13 protein-coding genes and 1 tRNA gene (1 of these 14 only partly in view) are annotated in these 18,045 nt (G+C 64.7%); 8 read left to right on the forward strand and 6 right to left on the reverse strand.

Going from position 1 to position 18,045, the window contains the following annotated elements; translation table 11 throughout:
• A tRNA-Ser gene (locus QUG03_RS20555) sits at positions 1-15 on the reverse strand (it extends 176 nt beyond the left edge of the window).
• 62 nt (positions 16-77) lie between these two features.
• Positions 78-1,208, reverse strand: coding sequence for a GNAT family N-acetyltransferase (locus QUG03_RS20560; RefSeq protein ID WP_500820844.1), 1,131 nt, complete (start codon positions 1,206-1,208; stop codon positions 78-80).
• A 77-nt stretch (positions 1,209-1,285) separates the two neighbouring features.
• Here QUG03_RS20560 and QUG03_RS20565 point away from each other — a divergent pair, with 77 nt between their 5' ends.
• The 5 genes from QUG03_RS20565 (at position 1,286) to QUG03_RS20585 (ending at position 6,808) form a co-directional block, all read left to right on the forward strand.
• A complete protein-coding gene (locus QUG03_RS20565) occupies positions 1,286-2,878 on the forward strand; it encodes an NAD+ synthase (RefSeq protein ID WP_500820845.1) in 1,593 nt (530 codons plus the stop codon).
• 129 nt (positions 2,879-3,007) lie between these two features.
• On the forward strand, positions 3,008-4,114 hold the full coding sequence (locus QUG03_RS20570) for a hypothetical protein (protein WP_107800171.1): 1,107 nt from the start codon (positions 3,008-3,010) through the stop codon (positions 4,112-4,114).
• Between the two features lie 110 nt (positions 4,115-4,224).
• A complete protein-coding gene (gene lolA / locus QUG03_RS20575; RefSeq protein ID WP_107800172.1) occupies positions 4,225-4,845 on the forward strand; it encodes an outer membrane lipoprotein periplasmic chaperone LolA in 621 nt (206 codons plus the stop codon).
• Positions 4,846-5,137: 292 nt separating this feature from the next.
• Complete coding sequence (locus QUG03_RS20580; protein ID WP_500820846.1) at positions 5,138-5,797, forward strand: PadR family transcriptional regulator; 660 nt, start codon at positions 5,138-5,140, stop codon at positions 5,795-5,797.
• A 204-nt stretch (positions 5,798-6,001) separates the two neighbouring features.
• Positions 6,002-6,808, forward strand: a complete 807-nt coding sequence (locus tag QUG03_RS20585) for a siderophore-interacting protein (protein ID WP_227103957.1) — start codon at positions 6,002-6,004, stop codon at positions 6,806-6,808.
• A 48-nt stretch (positions 6,809-6,856) separates the two neighbouring features.
• Here QUG03_RS20585 and QUG03_RS20590 read toward each other — a convergent pair whose 3' ends face one another.
• Complete coding sequence (locus tag QUG03_RS20590; protein WP_107800175.1) at positions 6,857-7,201, reverse strand: fucose-binding lectin II; 345 nt, start codon at positions 7,199-7,201, stop codon at positions 6,857-6,859.
• A 477-nt stretch (positions 7,202-7,678) separates the two neighbouring features.
• Here QUG03_RS20590 and QUG03_RS20595 point away from each other — a divergent pair, with 477 nt between their 5' ends.
• Positions 7,679-8,932 carry an aromatic amino acid transport family protein gene (locus tag QUG03_RS20595; protein ID WP_235089307.1) on the forward strand — a complete coding sequence of 418 codons (1,254 nt, stop codon included), beginning with the start codon at positions 7,679-7,681 and terminating at the stop codon, positions 8,930-8,932.
• A gap of 21 nt (positions 8,933-8,953) precedes the next feature.
• Positions 8,954-10,336, forward strand: a complete 1,383-nt coding sequence (locus QUG03_RS20600) for an NAD(P)/FAD-dependent oxidoreductase (protein WP_500820847.1) — start codon at positions 8,954-8,956, stop codon at positions 10,334-10,336.
• A 66-nt stretch (positions 10,337-10,402) separates the two neighbouring features.
• Here QUG03_RS20600 and ushA read toward each other — a convergent pair whose 3' ends face one another.
• The 3 genes from ushA to kdoO all read right to left on the reverse strand — a co-directional run bounded on the left by ushA (position 10,403) and on the right by kdoO (position 15,181).
• On the reverse strand, positions 10,403-12,049 hold the full coding sequence (gene ushA / locus QUG03_RS20605; protein ID WP_500820848.1) for a bifunctional UDP-sugar hydrolase/5'-nucleotidase UshA: 1,647 nt from the start codon (positions 12,047-12,049) through the stop codon (positions 10,403-10,405).
• Between the two features lie 122 nt (positions 12,050-12,171).
• Positions 12,172-13,857, reverse strand: a complete 1,686-nt coding sequence (locus QUG03_RS20610) for a glutamine--tRNA ligase/YqeY domain fusion protein (RefSeq protein WP_500820849.1) — start codon at positions 13,855-13,857, stop codon at positions 12,172-12,174.
• A gap of 469 nt (positions 13,858-14,326) precedes the next feature.
• Positions 14,327-15,181, reverse strand: coding sequence for a Kdo hydroxylase KdoO (gene kdoO, locus QUG03_RS20615; protein ID WP_500820850.1), 855 nt, complete (start codon positions 15,179-15,181; stop codon positions 14,327-14,329).
• 530 nt (positions 15,182-15,711) lie between these two features.
• Between kdoO and QUG03_RS20620 the strand changes: the two genes are divergently transcribed.
• Positions 15,712-17,991, forward strand: a complete 2,280-nt coding sequence (locus QUG03_RS20620) for a YgiQ family radical SAM protein (RefSeq protein ID WP_500820851.1) — start codon at positions 15,712-15,714, stop codon at positions 17,989-17,991.
• Positions 17,992-18,045 lie beyond the last annotated feature (54 nt).

Consider the following 18,045-nt stretch of genomic DNA (forward strand, 5'->3'; position numbering starts at 1 on the left):
CTCATCCACCTCTCCAGAATTCCCGTGAAACAAGGCGCTTGGCGTTTCGTTCACAGAGGCTGCGCAGTATATAAGCCCTATTCATCCGGCGCAAGTGTTTTGTAAGCGGAATGAGAAAAAAGGGCGTCGACATACTCGCCCACCCCTTCCCGCTCGCGCCGCAACCAGCCGGCAATCGCCGCGCGGAAACGCGGATCGGCGATGTAATGGGCGGACCAGGTGCGCTCCGGCTCAAAACCCCGCGCCAGCTTGTGCTCGCCCTGGGCGCCGCCCTCGAAGCATTGCAGGCCGGCGCGGATCGCGTACTCCAGGCCCTGGTAGTAGCACAGTTCGAAATGCAGGCAGGGAATATCGGCCACCGCGCCCCAGTATCGCCCGTACAGCACGCCGTCCTGCACCAGGCACAGGCTGGCCGCCAGCGGCGCGCCGTCCCTCTCGGCGACGAACATCAGGCAATGCGAACCCAGCCGCTCCGCCAGCAGCGCGAAGAAGGCCGGATTCAGATAGGGCGCGGAACGGCGTTCCAGATAGGTCTGCCGGTAGCAACGGTAGAAAAACGCCCAGTCCTCGGCGGCGATGGCCTCCCCGCGCAATGTCCGCACGCTGACGCCGGCCTCGGCCACCTTGCGCCGCTCCTGACGGATCTTCTTGCGCTTGTCGCGGCTCAGCGTGGCCAGGAAGGCGTCGAAGTCGGCATAGCCGCGATTGCGCCAGTGGAACTGCACGCCTTCGCGCAGCAGCCAGCCGGCCTCGTCCAGGGCTTGCGCCTCCTCCCGCGCGGGAAACAGCACGTGGGCCGACGACAGGCCGTGCTCGTCCACCACCTGCTCCAGGCCGGCGATCAATTGCGGCCAGGCCGCCGCGTCGCCCAGCAGCCGCCGGCCGCCCACCGGGCTGAACGGCGAGGCCACCACCAGCTTGGGATAGTATTGCAGGCCCGCGCGGGCATAGGCTTCCGCCCAGGCCCAGTCGAACACGTATTCGCCGCGCGGATGCCGCTTCAAATAGGCCGGCGCCAGCGCCTGCAAGCGGCCGTCCCGCTCCAGACCCAGCGGCAAGGGCAGCCAGCCGCTGGCCTCGCCCACGCAAGCCGCCCGCTCCAGCGCCTCCAGCCACGGCCGGCCCACGAACAGATTGCCGCCGTCCCCCAGGCCCGCCCATTGTTCCGCGCTCCAGGCGCCCACTCTCTCGTGCAATTGCAAGGACACCATGATTCCTCTCGGGCGTTTGCGCCGTCTATCAGGTAAAATTCCATCTATCTCGAAACATCCGGTTCCCTATCAAGATGCGTATCGCGCTCGCCCAGTTCAACCCCGTTGTCGGCGATATCCCCGGCAACACCCGAAAAATCCTCGACCTCGCCCACGCGGCCATCGCCCAGGGCGCGGACGTGCTGGTCACACCGGAGCTGGCCTTGACCGGCTACAGCCCGGAAGACCTGCTGCTGCGCGACAGTTTCTACCGCGCCTGCAGCCAGGCGCTGGACGAACTGCTGGAATTGGACGGCATTACCCTGGTGGTGGGCCATCCGGCCCGGATGGGCCCGGATCGCTTCAACGCCGCCACCGTGCTGCGCGACGGCAACCGTCTGGGCCAGTATCACAAGATGCTGCTGCCCAACGATGAAGTGTTCGACGAATGCCGCTACTTCACCCCCGGCGCCGCGCCGCTGGTGTTCCAGCAGGGCGAGGCCAAGGTGGGCGTGCTGATCTGCGAGGACGTCTGGTCCGTCGACCCGGCCGCCGAGGCCGCCGACGCCGGCGCCGACGTGGTGGTGGTGCTCAACGCCTCGCCCTTCCATCGCAACAAGATCGAAACCCGCCACGACGTGGTGCGCTTCCGCGCCGAGGAAACCGGCCTGCCCTTCGCCTACGTCAATCTGACCGGCGGCCAGGACGAACTGGTGTTCGACGGCGCCTCCTTCGCCGTCAACCGCGCCGGCGAGGTGGTGGCCCAGGCCGCCGCCTACGACGACGAACTGCTGATCGTCGATTTCGACGGCGGCGATCTGCTGCCCGGCGCCAAGGCCGCCCTGCCCGGCCCGCTGGAAAGCGTTTACCGCACCCTGGTGGCCGGCGTGCGCGACTACATCGGCAAAAACGGCTTCCCCGGCGCGCTGCTGGGCCTGTCCGGCGGCATAGACTCGGCGCTGACCCTGGCGGTGGCGGTGGACGCGCTGGGCGCGGACAAGGTGCACGCGGTGATGATGCCCTCGCGCTACACCGCGGACATCTCGGTGACCGATTCCCGCGACATGGTGCAGCGCCTGGGCGTGAAGTACGACGAGATCGAAATCTGGCCGATGTACGAAAGCTTCGTCCAGGCGCTGGCGCCCAGCTTCGCCGGCCTGGCCGAGGACACCACCGAGGAAAACCTGCAGGCCCGCATCCGCGGCACCCTGCTGATGGCGCTGTCCAACAAGAGCGGCAAGCTGGTGCTCACCACCGGCAACAAATCGGAAATGACCACCGGCTACTGCACCCTGTACGGCGACATGGCCGGCGGTTTCGCCGTGCTCAAGGACGTGGCCAAGACCCTGGTGTTCGAACTGTGCCGCTGGCGCAATCTGCAAGGCGAGATCATCCCGGAACGCATCATCACCCGGCCGCCGTCGGCGGAGTTGCGCCCGGACCAGACCGACCAGGACAGCCTGCCGCCCTACGAGGTGCTGGACGCCATCATGGCGCGCTACGTGGAGGAAAACCTGTCCGCCGAGGCCATCATCGCCGAAGGCTACGCCGAGGCCGATGTGCGCCGCGTGGTGCGGCTGCTGAAGATCAACGAGTACAAACGCCGCCAGGCGCCGGTGGGCCCGCGCGTGACCCACCGCGGTTTCGGCAAGGACTGGCGCTACCCCATCACCAATAAATTCAGCTGATCCCCCAGCCGGGACCGCCCCGCCCCGGCCCCGCGCATGACATAGGCGATGCCGGATGCGTTAAACTGTCCGGCTCGCGCCGGACCGACCCCACCCGCCCGGCGCAGAATCTCGCTCAAGGAAACAATAATGCGTCTAAAAAAACTGGGACTATGCGCCGCGCTGTGCGGCATCGCGCTGCTGACCGGCTGCGTCTCGCCGATCGCCAACAAAAGCGCCGACCAAGCCGCCCGCAAGATCATGCTGCAAAACTGGAACAGCAAGGGCTACAACCTGGACGCCGACATCGGCTTCGATGAGCTGAGCGTCGCCGACGTCGACAAGGCCAAGGAAGACGGCAGCACGCTGGAACAGGCCGCCGCCTCCGCCGCCGATCAAATCGCCCGCAGCATGCGCCTCAACATCAAGGCCGCGCTGGACGTGCCGGGCGGCAAGCTGGAACTGATTCCGGCGCTGCGCCTGGAGCGCCGCAACCTGCTGACCAGCGTGCAACTGCCGCTGCAATTCCACGCCAAGGACCTATCCTTGCTGGTGGACCCGTCCGCCGCCTATCTGTTCGTGCCGGAAATGCAAGCCTACGAAGGCAAGTTCCTGCGCGTGCGGCTGCCGCAGCGCGTGGCCGACAACTTCCCGCTGCAGGCCATGTACCAGGCGATGCCGAAACTGCTGGATGAAGCCTACGCCAAGGTGGACAAGCAGGCGTTCAGCTTCCAGCCGCTGGACTCGCGCGCCGCGGAACTGGGCGCGCGCTACCGGCTGCGCATCGCCATGAACCGCGCCCAGGAAAACCAACTGGCTTCCCACATCATCGCCGGCCTGATCCAGGTCGCGCGTCAGGAAGCCGCGCGCAAACCGCAGATCAAACCCGGTCCGCTGGGCAGCGAAAGCCTGCTGCAGATGATCGACAGCCTGATCAAGGCCTCCGAGGCCAATCCGCTGAACAGCAACACCGTCAGCGATCTTTACGTCAGCCGCGGCGGCGACCTGCTGGCCATCCGCCAGACCATACGCTTCAACAGCCCGGGCTTCCGCGGCCAGGCTCACGCCGACATCCGCTACAGCAACCAGGGCAAACCGGTGTTCGCCTACCAGCCCGCCGAGGCCGACATCCTGGACCTGGAACGCCTGGACAAGCCGGAGTGGCTGAAATCGCTGGGCCTGGCGCTGCACGCGCTCAACCAGCCGCCGGCGGCCGACGAAGAGGCGACGGCCGCGGAAGAAACCGCCGCGCAATAATCGCTAACAAAACGGCGTCGCCGCCGACGCGCGCGCGGAAACCGCGCGCCGTCCCGGCGGTCCCATCTTGGTCACGCGGCCCGGGCCGCCCACCGCAAGGATTTCCCCGCATGAAGATGAAACTGATCTCAGCCGCAGTCGCCCTCTCCGCGCTGGCGCTGCCGGCCGCCTCCCACGCCGCCGCCATCGCCCAGCTCAAGGCCTTCGTCGCCGGCAACAAAACCCTGAGCGCCGACTTCAAGCAAGTGGTCAGCAACAAGAGCAAGCGCGAGGAAGCCAGCGGCCGGCTGGAAATCGCTCGTCCCGGCAAATTCCGCTGGGAGTACAGCAAGCCCTATGAACAATTGATCGTCGGCGACGGCAAGACGCTGTGGGTCTACGATAAGGATCTGGCGCAAGTCACCCGCAAGGCCCAGGGCGCGGCGCTGGGCTCCAGCCCGGCGGCCTTGCTGGCCGGCAACAACGCCATCGAGCGGAACTACCAGTTGCAGGAAGCCGGCAAAACCGGCGAAGTGGAATGGCTGTCCGCCAGCCCCAAGCAGGCCGACAACAGCTTCAGCGCCATCCGCATGGGCTTCAAGGCCAATATGCTGGTGGAAATGGAGCTGACCGACAGCTTCGGCAACCACACCAAGGTCAGCTTCAGCGCGCCGCAGCAGAACCCGCCGCTGCCCGCCTCCCGCTTCGCCTTCGTGCCGCCCAAGGGCGTGGACGTGGTCAGCGGCGACTAAGCCGCCCCGCCGCCCTCCAGCCGCCTCCGGGCGGCTTTTCTTTTAGAACCCGTTCAAAGCCTGCTGCGCTTCGGCGCTACGGCCTTGAAAACGTCTTCGGAGCGCTCATGTGCTTCTTGCGCACTCCGCCTCCTCAGCCGCTTTCGCCTGGTCCCGCTCTTGCTCGCGAGGCGTGGAGCGATGCGGGCATCGTGCCAAAAACGCCACAAATTCTCATCGCCCTTGTTGAGTCGGCTTGACTTTATCCTATCTAAAAACATATCTTAAGATATATTTTTTCAGGAGAGCCGTCATGCCTCACCGTCTCGACACCCTGCTGCGCCGCCTGGGCGGACGCAACGCGCATCATCGTCTCCACGCGATGGCCCGGCACGCCCACGGCGGCGGCCATGGCCGACACGGAGGATTCGGCGGCTTTGGCGGCGGCGACGACGAAAGCATGACCCGCGGCCGCAAATTCAGCTCCGACGAATTGCAGCTGCTGTTGCTGGCCCTGCTGGAAGAACGCCCCAGCCACGGCTACGAACTGATCAAGGCGCTGCAAAGCCGCAGCAACGGCTTTTACAGCCCCAGCCCGGGCATGGTTTACCCGGCGCTGACCTATCTGGAAGAACTGGGCCATATCTCGGTGAGCGAGGAAGGCAAGCGCAAATGCTATGCGCTGACAGAGGCCGGCCGCGACTATCTGGAACAGAACCGCGAACAAGTGGAATGGATGATGGCGCGGCTGCAGCACATCGCGCGCAAGATGAACTCGATCCGCCGCGCGCTGACCGGGGAAATGCCGCCGCCGGACGACGCCGTCGGCAGCTGGATTCCGGAACTGACCCGGGCCCGCGGCGACTTGAAGCAAGCGCTGATGCGCACCGCCAACGTCGACGAGGACGAACAACGCCGCATCGCCGCCATCCTGAGGCAAGCCTGTGAGCAAATTCTGGGCGACACCGGCTAATAAGGTGCTGACGGCCAGTTACGCACCGGCGAGAGGGATTCAGCAAGGCCTTGAAACCCGCTTTGAAACGCTTATGCGCCGTACGCGCACTCCGCTTTCTCAGCCGCAAAGTCCCCCGCTCTTGCCCGCATGGCCGTAAACAGCGTCCAAGAAGCTGTTCACGCCCCCAAGCCGCCCAGCCATGATTTCAAGACAGGATTCTCTATGACCACACCCGATCTGACCGTGCAACGCCTGCGCCACCCGCTGCGCTTCCGCCTGCTGCAAGTGCGCGCCATCCGCCCGCTCGGCCCCAAGCTGCTCCGCGTCACCCTGGGCGGCGAGGAACTGGCGGGCTTCGCCACCGCCTCCTTCGACGACCACCTCAAAGTGTTCTTCCCCGAGCATCCGGACGCCAAACCCGCGCTGCCGGCGCTGGTGGACGAAACCCTGATTTATCCGGAAGGCCAGCCGCGCCCCACCGCGCGCGACTACACCCCCTGCCGTTTCGACCCGGAGCGGCTGGAGCTGGACCTGGAGTTCGTGCTGCACGAGGCCGGCCCCGCCACCAGCTGGGCGGCTCAGGCCAAGCCCGGCCAATACCTGGGCATAGGCGGCCCGCGCGGCTCCTTGGTCATTCCGGCGGCTTTCGACTGGCACCTGCTGATCGGAGACGAGTCCGCCTTGCCGGCCATCCGCCGCCGCCTGGCCGAGCTGCCGCCCGCGGCCAAGGTCATCGCCCTGCTGCAAACCAGCGAGGCGGGTCAAAGCTGCGAACTGCCGGCCCATCCCAATGCCGACATCCGCTGGGTGCACCAAGGCGCCGACGCCGAGCCCGCGCTGCTCTCCGCGCTCAAGCCGCTGACGCTGCCGGCGGGCGAAGGCTTTGTCTGGGCCGCCGGCGAATACCACGCCATCCGCGCGGTGCGCCAATACCTGCGCGAGGAGCGCGGCATAGACAAGAGCCGCATCCGCGCCGCCAGCTACTGGCGGGAAGGCAAGGCCGCCAGCCACGAAACCCTGGAAGACTGACACGACAAAGCCCCCGAGATGGGGGCTTTGTTCATCCGCCGGACCCGCTTAACCCAGCGGCCAGTTCAATACCACGATGGAATCGTTGTAGTCCTGGTCCGCGCCGTCCTCCGCGCCCACCAAGGCCAGGTTCAGGCGATTGGCCAACACCACCTGGCTGGACACCAGGTCGGACTGCTTGCCGTTGACCGTCACCGCCACCCTCACCGCGCCGGAACCGGAGTTGATCACCCGCGTGCCCAGATTGCGGTCGTCCACGCCGCTGCCGCTGAACGTGGCGCGCGGCTCGTTGTCCACGTATACGGTGATGTTTTGCTGATAAGCCGCATTGGTCAACGCGGTCACGCCGAAGTTGATGCGCGGGGGAAGAGTGAATACGCCTTGCTGAGCCATCGTCGTTCTCCTGTAAGGGTTCAAACGCCAAACTTCTCAGAGCCTGTTTGAAGTCTCGCGAACTAGAGCGAGACAAGGCGTTGCGGCGGAAAAAGCGGCATGCACTCGTGGCACATGAGCGCTTCGAAACTGTTTTCAACGCCGTATCGCCGACGCGCAGCAGTCATTGAACAGGCTCCCAGGCCGGTTTCCGCGCACCGACGCGCAGAAGAAGCCCTCCGTCTCAAGCTGCCACTGCCTCCATTACCGTAGGCAAGCGCGCCCGCGTATTCACCGGGCCCAAAGGTCAGTACAAATACGGACTATCCGAACCAGACCACGCTGAGCGGGCGCTCACAGCCCGGCATGCTATAGTTTGAAACCCTTTTGCAGCGCTTGCGCGGCCCGCTTCGGCCCCCTCTCCCACCCTCACAGATAGGACATTTGAGTTCAATAAAACAATAAATAATTAATATATTAAATTAAAAGGAAAAATGCATGTTAGATAACACCCGCCCACTTCCCGTCAATCAAAACCCGTCCACGGATTCCGGCCTGGAAGTTCACCCCATCGGCTCCCTGGAAACCATAGGCATCATCGTCGGCACCAATATCGGCGCCGGCGTGCTGGGCATTGCTTTCGCCGCCCGCAAAACGGGTTACCTGCCCTTGCTGGCCTGCCTGATCCTCACGTGCGTCATCTGCATCATCACCATGCTCTACACCGCCGAGGCCTGTTTGCGCACCCGCGGCAATCACCAGCTCAGCGGCCTGGCGCAACGCTACCTGGGCAGCATCGGCGCTTGGCTGATTTTCATCGCCGTCGCCGCCAACAGCTATGGCGCGCTCACCGCTTATATGAGCGGCAGCGGCAACATCCTCGCCGATTTCTTCAATGAATACGGCCTAAGCCCGCAGCTGGGCAGCCTGTTGTTCTTCATTCCCTCCGCCTTGATTCTGTATCTGGGGCTGAAAGCCTTGGGCGCCGGCCAAAAACTGATCAGCGGCGCGATGATGACCATCGTCCTCGTCCTCATTTTCGCCACGATCTCCCATCCCTCGTCCAACGTCGCCTATCTGCTGCAAAGGGAATGGGAATACGTGATCCCGGTGTTCAATCTGGCGGTCTTCGTCTTTGGCGCGCAATTCCTGGTGCCGGAACTGGTGCGCGGCAATCAGCATCAAGCCCGTCAACTGCCGCGCCTGATCGTGGCCGGCATGCTGGCCACTTTGCTGCTGGTGGCGGCCATTCCCGCTTCGGTGATCGCACTGGTCGGCAACGACAACGTCAGCCAGGTGGCCACGCTCAACTGGGGGCGCGCCCTGGGCAATTGGGCGTATTACACCGCCAATATCTTCGCGCTGCTGGCTATGATGACCTCTTACTGGGGGCTGGGCGGCTGCCTGCTCACCAATATCTTCGACCATTTCCGGCTGGGCCCGGAAGGCCACCCCGTCAAACGCTGCCTGGTGCTGGCGGCGGTCGCGCTGCCGCCGTTTCTGTTCGCCTATTCCGGTGCCTCCAGCTTTGTCGGCGCGCTGTACTTCGCCGGTACCTTCGGCGGCGTGCTGATGGGCATCATGCCCATCATCCTGCTGAATCGGGCACGCCGCCACGGCGAAACCGTTCCCGCCTTCCGCTGCGGTTGGTACGCCCATCCGCTGATCCAGGCCTTGATCGCGGCGACCTTCGCCGGCAGCGGCCTGTACGCCATCGCCGCCGCCATGGGCTGGCTGCCGGCTAGTTGGTAACACCCCCAAGAAAGCCCGCATATGAAACGTTCTCTCTGGCTGCAAGAAGTCTCCGCCGACCTGACCGACGGCAATGCATTGGACCGCGACTTGCACGTGGACATCGCCATCATCGGCGGCGGCTTCGTCGGCCTGTGGACCGCGCTGCAGATACTGGAAAAACGCCCGGCCACGCAAATCGCCATTGTCGAGCAGGATGTCTGCGGCGGCGGCGCTTCCGGCCGCAACGGCGGCTTCGTCATGTCCTGGTGGCCCAAGATCCGTTCTCTGAGCGCCATCTGCGGCCCGGGCGAGGCGCTGCGCCTGGTTCAGGCCTCAGAACAGGCCATCGACGATATCGACGCCTTTTGCCGCCGACACGCCATCGATGCCCACTTCCGCCGCGCCGGCTGGCTGTGGACCGCCACCACCCCGGCGCAGCACGGCGCCTGGCTTGACGTGCAGCAATTGGCGGAGCGCCTGGGGCACCCCACTTTCGTGCCGCTGCCGGCGGAGGAAGTCGCCCGCCGCAGCGGCTCGCCGCAACACCTGCAAGGCGTGATCGAGACCGGCAACGCCACCGTGCAGCCGGCCCGGCTGGCGCGCGGCCTGCGCCGCGTCGCGCTGGAAAACGGCGTGCGCATCTTCGAACACAGTCCGGTGCGGTGGATAGAACGCGGACAGCCGGCCCGACTGATCACGCCGGGCGGCACGCTGAGCGCGGACAAAGTCGTGATCGCGAGCAATGCCTGGGCCGTTTCCGTCCCGGAGTTGGCGCGCAGCGTCCTGCCCGTCACCAGCACCCTGCTGGCTACGCCGCCCATTCCCGAGCGGCTGACGGAGATAGGCTGGACCGGCGGCGAGGCCATCACCGATTCGCAACTGCTGGTCGATTATTACCGCACCACCCGCGACCACCGCATCGTCTTTGGCAAGGGCACCGGCCGCTTTGGCTTCAACAGCCGCATCGACGCGGGCTTCGACGATGATCCGGCGCTGAACGCCTTGACCGAGAGCGACTTCCGCCGCGTCTACCCGACGCTGGCCGACGTGGCCGTTGAGCACAGCTGGTCCGGCCCCATAGACCGCAGCTACGACAGCCTGCCGCTATTCGGCCGCCTGCCGGACGCGCCCCACCTCGTCTACGGCATAGGGTGGAGCGGCAACGGCGTAGGCCCCAGCCGCATCGGCGCGCAGATTCTCAGCAGCCTGGCGCTGGATCTGGACGATGCGTGGAGCCGCTGCCCGCTGGTGGGCCGCGCTGTGCGCCAATTCCCGCCGGAGCCTTTTCGTTATCTGGGCGGCAAGCTGGTCCGCGCCGCGGTGCTGCGCAAGGAGGCCGCTGAGGCCGAACGACGCCCCGCCGCCGGCCTGGACCGCCTGCTCAGCCGGCTGGCGCCGGCCGGCCTGGAGGACAAGGGCTAGACGCCCAAATAAAAACCGCAGCCTCCCTGGCTGCGGTTTTCATGACCGGCACCGCTCTGACCGCGCTCAGTTGCGCGTCACTGCGTCCCCGGGCGCGTAAGCGCCGGCGTCTATCGGCGAATGCGCGGCGATGTACTCGCGCAGCATTTCCGCATCGACAAAGCCGGTATTGACGAAGCCCGGGTGCTTGTTCATCAGCGGGTAACCGTCACCGCCGGCGGCGATGAAGCTGTTGATCGCCATCCGGTAGGTCTTGGCCGGATCGATGGGCTGGCCGCCGATCAGCGCCTGCCGCAGCTCGCCGCCGACGATGCGCAGCTTGACGCCGGCGAACTGGCCAAAGGCGCCGGCGCCGGGCGTCATCCGCGCGGCGGCCTTCAGGTAATCCAGCGCTTCCTGGCCGTTCAGGTCCACATAGACCAGGGTGCTGCCGAAGGGGAACACCTTCAGCACGTCGCGGTAGTTGATCGCGCCGGCCGGCAGCGAATCGCGGATGCCGCCGGAATTGGACACGGCGAAGTCCGCCTTGACCTTGTCCATCATCACCCGGCCGACGAAGACGCCCAGATTGGTGGGCTGGCTGCGCACCACGCCGCGGTCGCCGTCCAGCTTGGCGCTGGTCCGCCCCACCGGCACATCCAGCGCCGCCTGGCCCTTGTTCTGATAACTTTGCAGGAAGTTGCGCAGCTTGCCGTCTTCCTCGATCAGCTGGGTGTACGGCACTTTCTGATCCTTGCCGTCCGCGCCCTTGACGCTTTTCTTCAGATTGACCGGAATCAGCTGGTATTTGGAGAGCTTGAGCTTGCCGTTGCGGAACTCGAAATCGGCGCGGCCCACGTATTTGCCCCACTCGTGCGCCTGCACAATCCAGGCGCCGTTCTGGCGGTCCGGCGCGCAAGGCGCGCCCGGCACATAGGCGTCGTCGCGCTGGTTTTCCGCCTTCATGCACACCGGGTTCTGGCTGTGGCCGCCCACGATCAGGTCCAGCCCCTTCACCGCGCGGGCCATCTCCACGTCGCCCGGCGCGTTCACGCCGTGCTGGCCGTCGGTGTAATGGCCCATATGGGTGGCGGCGATGACGATGTCGGCCTGCTGGCGCAGCTCGGGCACCAGCTTGCCGGCCTCGGCGATGGGGCTGCGGAACTCGATGCCCTTGACCTGCTCCGGGTTCACCATCTTGGCGGTGTCGTCGGTGGTCAGGCCCAGCACCGCCACCCTCACCCCGCCCAGATTGAACATCGCGTACGGGTCGAACATTCGCTTGCCGTCCTGGTAGATGTTGGCGGAGAGCATGGGGAAGTTGATCCACTTGCGCTGTTTCATCAACACCGGCACCGGCTTGTCGAACTCGTGGTTGCCCACCGCCATCGCGTCGTAGCCTATGCGGCTCATGCCGCGGAAATCCGGCTCCGCGTCTTGCAGATCGGACTCCGGCACCCCGGTATTGATGTCGCCGCCGGACAGCAGCAGCATATAGCCGCCGTCGGCCTTGACCTCGGCGCGCACCTGGTCCACCAGGGTCTTCTGCGCGGCCAGGCCGTATTCGCCGTCGCTATTGGGCCAGAAACGGCCGTGGTGGTCGTTGGTGTGCAGGATGGTGATCTTGTAAGTCTTGTCTTCGACATAATTGCCCTTGCCGGGCGTGGCGGCGCAGGCGGAGAGCAGGCCGGCGGCCAGCAGGGACAGGGCAAGCGGTTTCACGGATAGTTTCATCGTTGATCCTTGGTTTTTATTGGAATGCATGCACGCCGCAAAAATGGCGGACCCGCGGGCCCGCCATTGCTGAAAGTCATTCCCTCTCCGGACGCGCACAGCTTCCGGCCGGGCGCCCAAGCTTATTTGCTCCAGCTGTCCTTCAGGCCCACACTGCGGTTGAACACCGCCTTGACCCCCGGCTGATGCTCGTAACGGTCGGTGACGAAATAGCCCAGGCGTTCAAACTGGAAGCGAGACTCCGGCTCGGCCTGCAACACCGAGGCCTCGACATAGGTCGGCACCAGCTTCAGCGATTCCGGGTTCAGGAACTGGCGGAAGTCCAGATATTCGCCGTCCTCGCCGCGCACCGCGTCCGGACGCGGCTCGGTGAACAGGCGCTCGTACCAGCGCACATCGGCCTCAATCGCGTGTTCGGCGGACACCCAGTGGATCACGCCCTTGACCTTGCGGCCTTCCGGGTTCTTGCCCAGCGTGTCGTGGTCGATGCGGCACTTGAGTTCCACCACCTTGCCGGCCGCGTCCTTGACCACTTCCTCGCACTTGATCACGTAGGAGTAACGGAGGCGCACTTCGCCGCCAACGGTCAGGCGCTGCCACTTGGGCGGCGGCACTTCGGCGAAGTCGTCCTGCTCAATCCAGATCTCGCGGGCGATCGGCACTTCACGCTCGCCGAACTCCGGATGATGCGGATGGAAAGGCGCGCTGCGGCTGGCGGTGACGGCGGCGTCGTAATTGCTCAGCGTCACTTTCAGCGGATTCACCACCGCCATCACGCGCGGCGAATCGTTTTCCAGCGTCTCGCGCACCGCGCCTTCCAGAATGGTCATGTCGATGATGTTTTCGCTCTTGGACACGCCGATGCGTTGAGCGAACAGCTTGATGCCCGCCGGGCTGTAGCCGCGGCGGCGCATGCCGGCCACGGTGGGCATGCGCGGATCGTCCCAGCCACTCACCGCGCCCTCGTTGACCAGCGCCAGCAGCTTGCGCTTGGAGGTCAGCGTATACAGCAGTTCCAGACGCGACGATTCATACTGACGCGGATGGCAGCCGATGCTGATATTGTCCAGCACCCAGTCGTACAAGGGACGATGGTCTTCGAACTCCAGCGTGCACAAGGAGTGGGTGATGCCCTCGATGGCGTCCGAAATGCAATGGGTGTAGTCGTACATCGGGTAGATGCACCACTTGTCGCCGGTGCGGTGATGATGCGCGCGGCGGATGCGGTAGATGGCCGGATCGCGCAGATTGATGTTGCCGGAAGACATGTCTATCTTCAGGCGCAACGTCTTGCTGCCGTCCGGAAACTCGCCGTTCTTCATGCGGGAGAACAGGTCCAGGTTCTCCTCCACGCTGCGCTCGCGGTAGGGGCTGTTCTTGCCCGGCTCGGTCAGGCTGCCGCGGTACTGGCGCATTTCCTCGGCGGACAGATCGTCCACATAGGCCTTGCCGGCCTGGATCAGCTCCACCGCATAACCGTACAGGCGGTCGAAGTAGTCGGAAGCGAAGCGCACGTCGCCATCCCACTTGAAGCCCATCCAGCTGATGTCGTCGATGAAGGACTGCACGTACTCCGGCGATTCTTTCTCCGGATTGGTGTCGTCCATGCGCAGATTGCACTTGCCCTGGTAGTCCTCGGCCAGGCCGAAGTTCAGGCAAATGGCCTTGGCGTGGCCGATATGGGCGAAGCCGTTGGGTTCCGGCGGGAAGCGGGTGACGATGCTGCTGTGCTTGCCGGAGGCCAGGTCCTCGTCAATGATGTTGCGGATGAAGTTGCTGACAACCGGCGCGTTGTTTTCCGTGCTCATTGTTTTGTGCGGTGCGAGTTTATGACTAATCGAAGATTGTAACCGATTTTTGCCCAATACTTGAGGCCCCTCGCACCAACCTTCCCGCATACTGGCAAAGCATCAATTTTGCCTGTTAGCAAACATTAAGTAATCGTAGTCGTCCAGACACAAACCGGAGGCATCTCCCAATACCGATCCACCCAAACCGCAGCCTGGGTTTGGACAGATCGCGGAACCACCATCATCCTGCCATCTCAACACTGCGGAGGGAGGAAATCGGGAGTAACAGGCAGTACAAATACACTCCCTGCTAGCCAACACTTCGTCCCGGTTGCCCCAGACATGATCATCCGCAGCCTCTCCCAAACAGCGCAGTCGCTCCTCGCTAAATCCTTTCGGATTCATTGACCGCTTTGCAGGCACCTCGCGAGCAGCCTCTCCCCGCCCACTCAATCGTTTTTTCAACCAAAAAAACATAGATATCTCGTTAAACCAAAGACTTGCCAGCAATATTTTCCAACAACCTTAGTGGGGAACGCTTCGGATCATGCATCTCCGCTACCGGCAACCAGAAAGTCTGCTCCAGCATGAACTGGCCGGACATCACCGCGTGCGACGCGTGATCCGAGAAACAGACCCAGGCGCAACCGGGCGGGAACGGCATGGTTTCCTGCGGACATTGGCGCTGATAATCCAGGTCCGCCTTCATCGCGTCGTGCAGATGCAGCATGATGTGATCGTAAGCGCTGCGCTTGCGCTTGGTGATCTTCAAGCCCGCCAGCAAGGCCGCCGAACCCGGCCACTGCCGCGGCACCCGCGGCAACATGCGCCGCGCCATATCGGTGAACGGTTCGCCCACCCGCCACACCCGGGGCTCGCCATCGGGATTGATATTGCAGAACACCCGCAGAATGCGTTCGCCGTAATTGGGACGGGACGGAAACGCGTCAACATGCAGCCGGCTATCGTCCTTGCGCCAGGACGTCCGACGGTCCTCCACCCGCATCAGCCGCAGGCTGGTGGGCGCCGCGCGCAGCTTGCCCTGATATTCCGGCAACAAGCGCGCGGCCAGGTCCGCGGCGGCCCGCTGGTAGCGCGCGATCAAGCCGCGCACCTCCGCCTCCCGTTCCGCGCCGCCCACCACGCCGTGCAAGGCGCCGTTGTCCGGCTCCAGGCTGATGTTCTTGCGCTTGGGATCGGCGACGGCCGGGTCCAGCAAGCGGCCCTCCTCGGCCAGCAGCTTGAAATCGAAGCTGGGCAGATACAAGACCTTGCCCTGCTCCAACTCATCCACATAGCGGCCTTGCGCCGCGCCGTCCACCCATACGATCTGGCTCGTCATCTGAGCTCCTAGCTGAAACAATGATTTCCACGCGGCAAGGAGCGGCTGACAAAGCCGACTGGCCCGAGGCCAGACTCGCTTTACAAGTCGCTCGCCCTCGGCCGCGTCTATAGAACCTGTCCAAAGTCCCGCGAGCACGCGCGAGACATAACTTGGCGAAAATCGCTGAGAACCCGACATGCGCTCGTGACACGGGAGCATGTCGCATGCGGCGCTCACCGTGCCGCGTCTCACGGAAGCGCAACAGACTTTGAACAGGCCCTAAGCGGCCGCCCCGCCAAGCCGTTTACCGGCCCTGCAAGCGGGCCGCTAGGATACGCCTGCGGCCGGGGAATGTCATGCGGGAACCCCAGCGCCCCGTTCCTGCGGCCAGGGCGCGCAGCGCCTTGATTTTGATGAGCAAAACCGCCCTTGCGGCAAAACCCTACTGCAACCAAGGCAATTTCCAATAAAAAACAAGCGCTTAATCCACAAGCAAGCGGCAACTATGGCATAATAGCGGGTTGCCTGAACTTCAGCCTTTTGCCAGCATGACGACCGCACACGCCGCCAAACCGATCACCTCCTACCGCAAGTACTGGGCCAGCCGCTTCGGCGCCGCCCCGTTCCTGCCGATGACCCGCGCCGAAATGGAGCAGCTGGGCTGGGACTCCTGTGACATCATCCTGATCACCGGCGACGGTTATATCGACCACCCCAGCTTCGGCATGGCGCTGGTGGGCCGGCTGCTGGAAGACCAGGGCTTCCGCGTGGGCATCATCGCCCAGCCGGATTGGCACTCCGCGGACGCCTTCCGCGAGCTGGGCAAGCCCAATCTGTTCTTCGGCGTCACCGCCGGCAATATGGACTCCATGATCAACCGCTACACCGCGGACCGCCGCCCGCGCTCGGACGACGCCTACACCCCGCACGCCGCGGCCAACAAGCGCCCGGACCGCGCCGTCACCGTCTACGCCCAGCGCTGCCGCGAGGCCTACCCCGGCGTGGGCGTGATGGTGGGCAGCATCGAGGCCAGCCTGCGCCGCATCGCCCACTACGACTACTGGAGCGAGAAAGTGCGCCCGTCGGTGCTGATCAACTCCAAGGCCGACCTGCTGCTGTACGGCAACGCCGAACGCGCGCTGGTGGAAGTGGCGCACCGCGCCGCCAGGGGCGAGAAGCTGAGCGAGATCCGCGACGTGCGCGGCACCGCCTTCATCGTGCCGCACGACTGGCGCCCGGATGAAGAATGGCAGGAAATGGATTCCAGCGTGGTGGACCTGCCGGGCAAGGTGGACGTCCACCTCAACCCCTACCAGGAAATCCCGGAACAGGCGGCCGAAGCCACCAAGGACCAGGACCCGTCCAAGCCGCAGGTGATCCGCATCGAATCCCGCGAAGAGCGCCTGGCCAAGCGCCGCGCCGAACGCGCCAAGACCGTGATCCGCATCCCGGCCTACGAGGCCGTGGCCCACGACCCGGTGCTGTACGCCCACGCCAGCCGCACCCTGCACCTGGAATCCAACCCCGGCAACGCCCGTGCGCTGGTGCAGATGCACGGCGAGCGCGACGTGTGGCTGACCCCGCCGCCCATTCCGCTCTCCACCGAGGAAATGGACCACGTCTACGGCCTGCCCTACGCCCGCAACCCGCACCCCAGCTACGGCGACGCCAATATCCCGGCCTGGGAAATGATCAAATACTCGGTCAACATCATGCGCGGCTGTTTCGGCGGCTGTACCTTCTGCTCCATCACCGAGCACGAAGGCCGCATCATCCAGAGCCGTTCCGAGGAGTCCATCCTCAAGGAAATCGAGGAAATCCGCGACAAGACCCCGGGCTTCACCGGCCATATCTCGGACCTGGGCGGCCCGACCGCGAATATGTACCGCCTCTCCTGCAAGGACCCGAAGATCGAGCGCTCCTGTAGGAAGCTGTCCTGCGTGTTCCCGGACATCTGCGAAAACCTGAACACCGACCACAGCCACCTGATCCAGCTTTACCGCAAGGCGCGCGCGCTGCCGGGCGTGAAGAAGATCAACATCCAGTCCGGCCTGCGCTACGACCTGGCCGTGCGTTCACCCGAGTACATCAAGGAATTGGTGCAGCACCATGTGGGCGGCTATCTGAAGATCGCCCCGGAACATACCGAGGACGGTCCGCTGTCCATGATGATGAAGCCGGGCATGGGCGCGTACGACAAGTTCAAGGAACTGTTCGAACGCTTCAGCCGTCAGGCCGGCAAGGAACAGTATCTGATTCCCTACTTCATCGCCGCCCACCCCGGCACCAGCGACGAAGACATGATGAACCTGGCGCTGTGGCTGAAGAAGAACAACTTCCGCCTGGACCAGGTGCAAACCTTCACCCCCACGCCGATGGCGATGGCCACCACCATGTGGCACACCCGCCGCAATCCGCTCAAGCGCCTGTCGCGCAGCTCGGAAAAAGTGGACGTGGTGCGCGACGGCTACCGCCGCAAACTGCACAAGGCCTTCCTGCGCTACCACCACCCGGACAACTGGCAGATCCTCCACGACGCGCTGATTCAGATGGGCCGAAGCGACCTGATCGGCCACAGCAAGCACTGCCTGATTCCGCCGACGCCGCCGGGCGACAAGGCCGCCGCCGTGCGCCACCGCATGGGTGCGCCGCTGTCGCGCAACAAGGCCCCAGGCCAGCGCGCCGCCGCCCCCGCCAGTCACGGACAGCGCGGCAAGCCCGCGCAGGCCAAAGCCATGGCCAAGCCCGGCGCCGGCCAAGCGCCGGCCGGACGCGGCAAGCCCGCGAAACCCAGCAGCAAACCGGCCGGCAAGGGCCGCAGTCGTTAAATCCAGCCGCCCACGGGCGGCTTTTTGCCGGCCGGCGGCCGGGCACTTTGCCCC

The sequence above is a fragment of the Chromobacterium sp. CCUG 30098 genome (genome assembly GCF_059916605.1).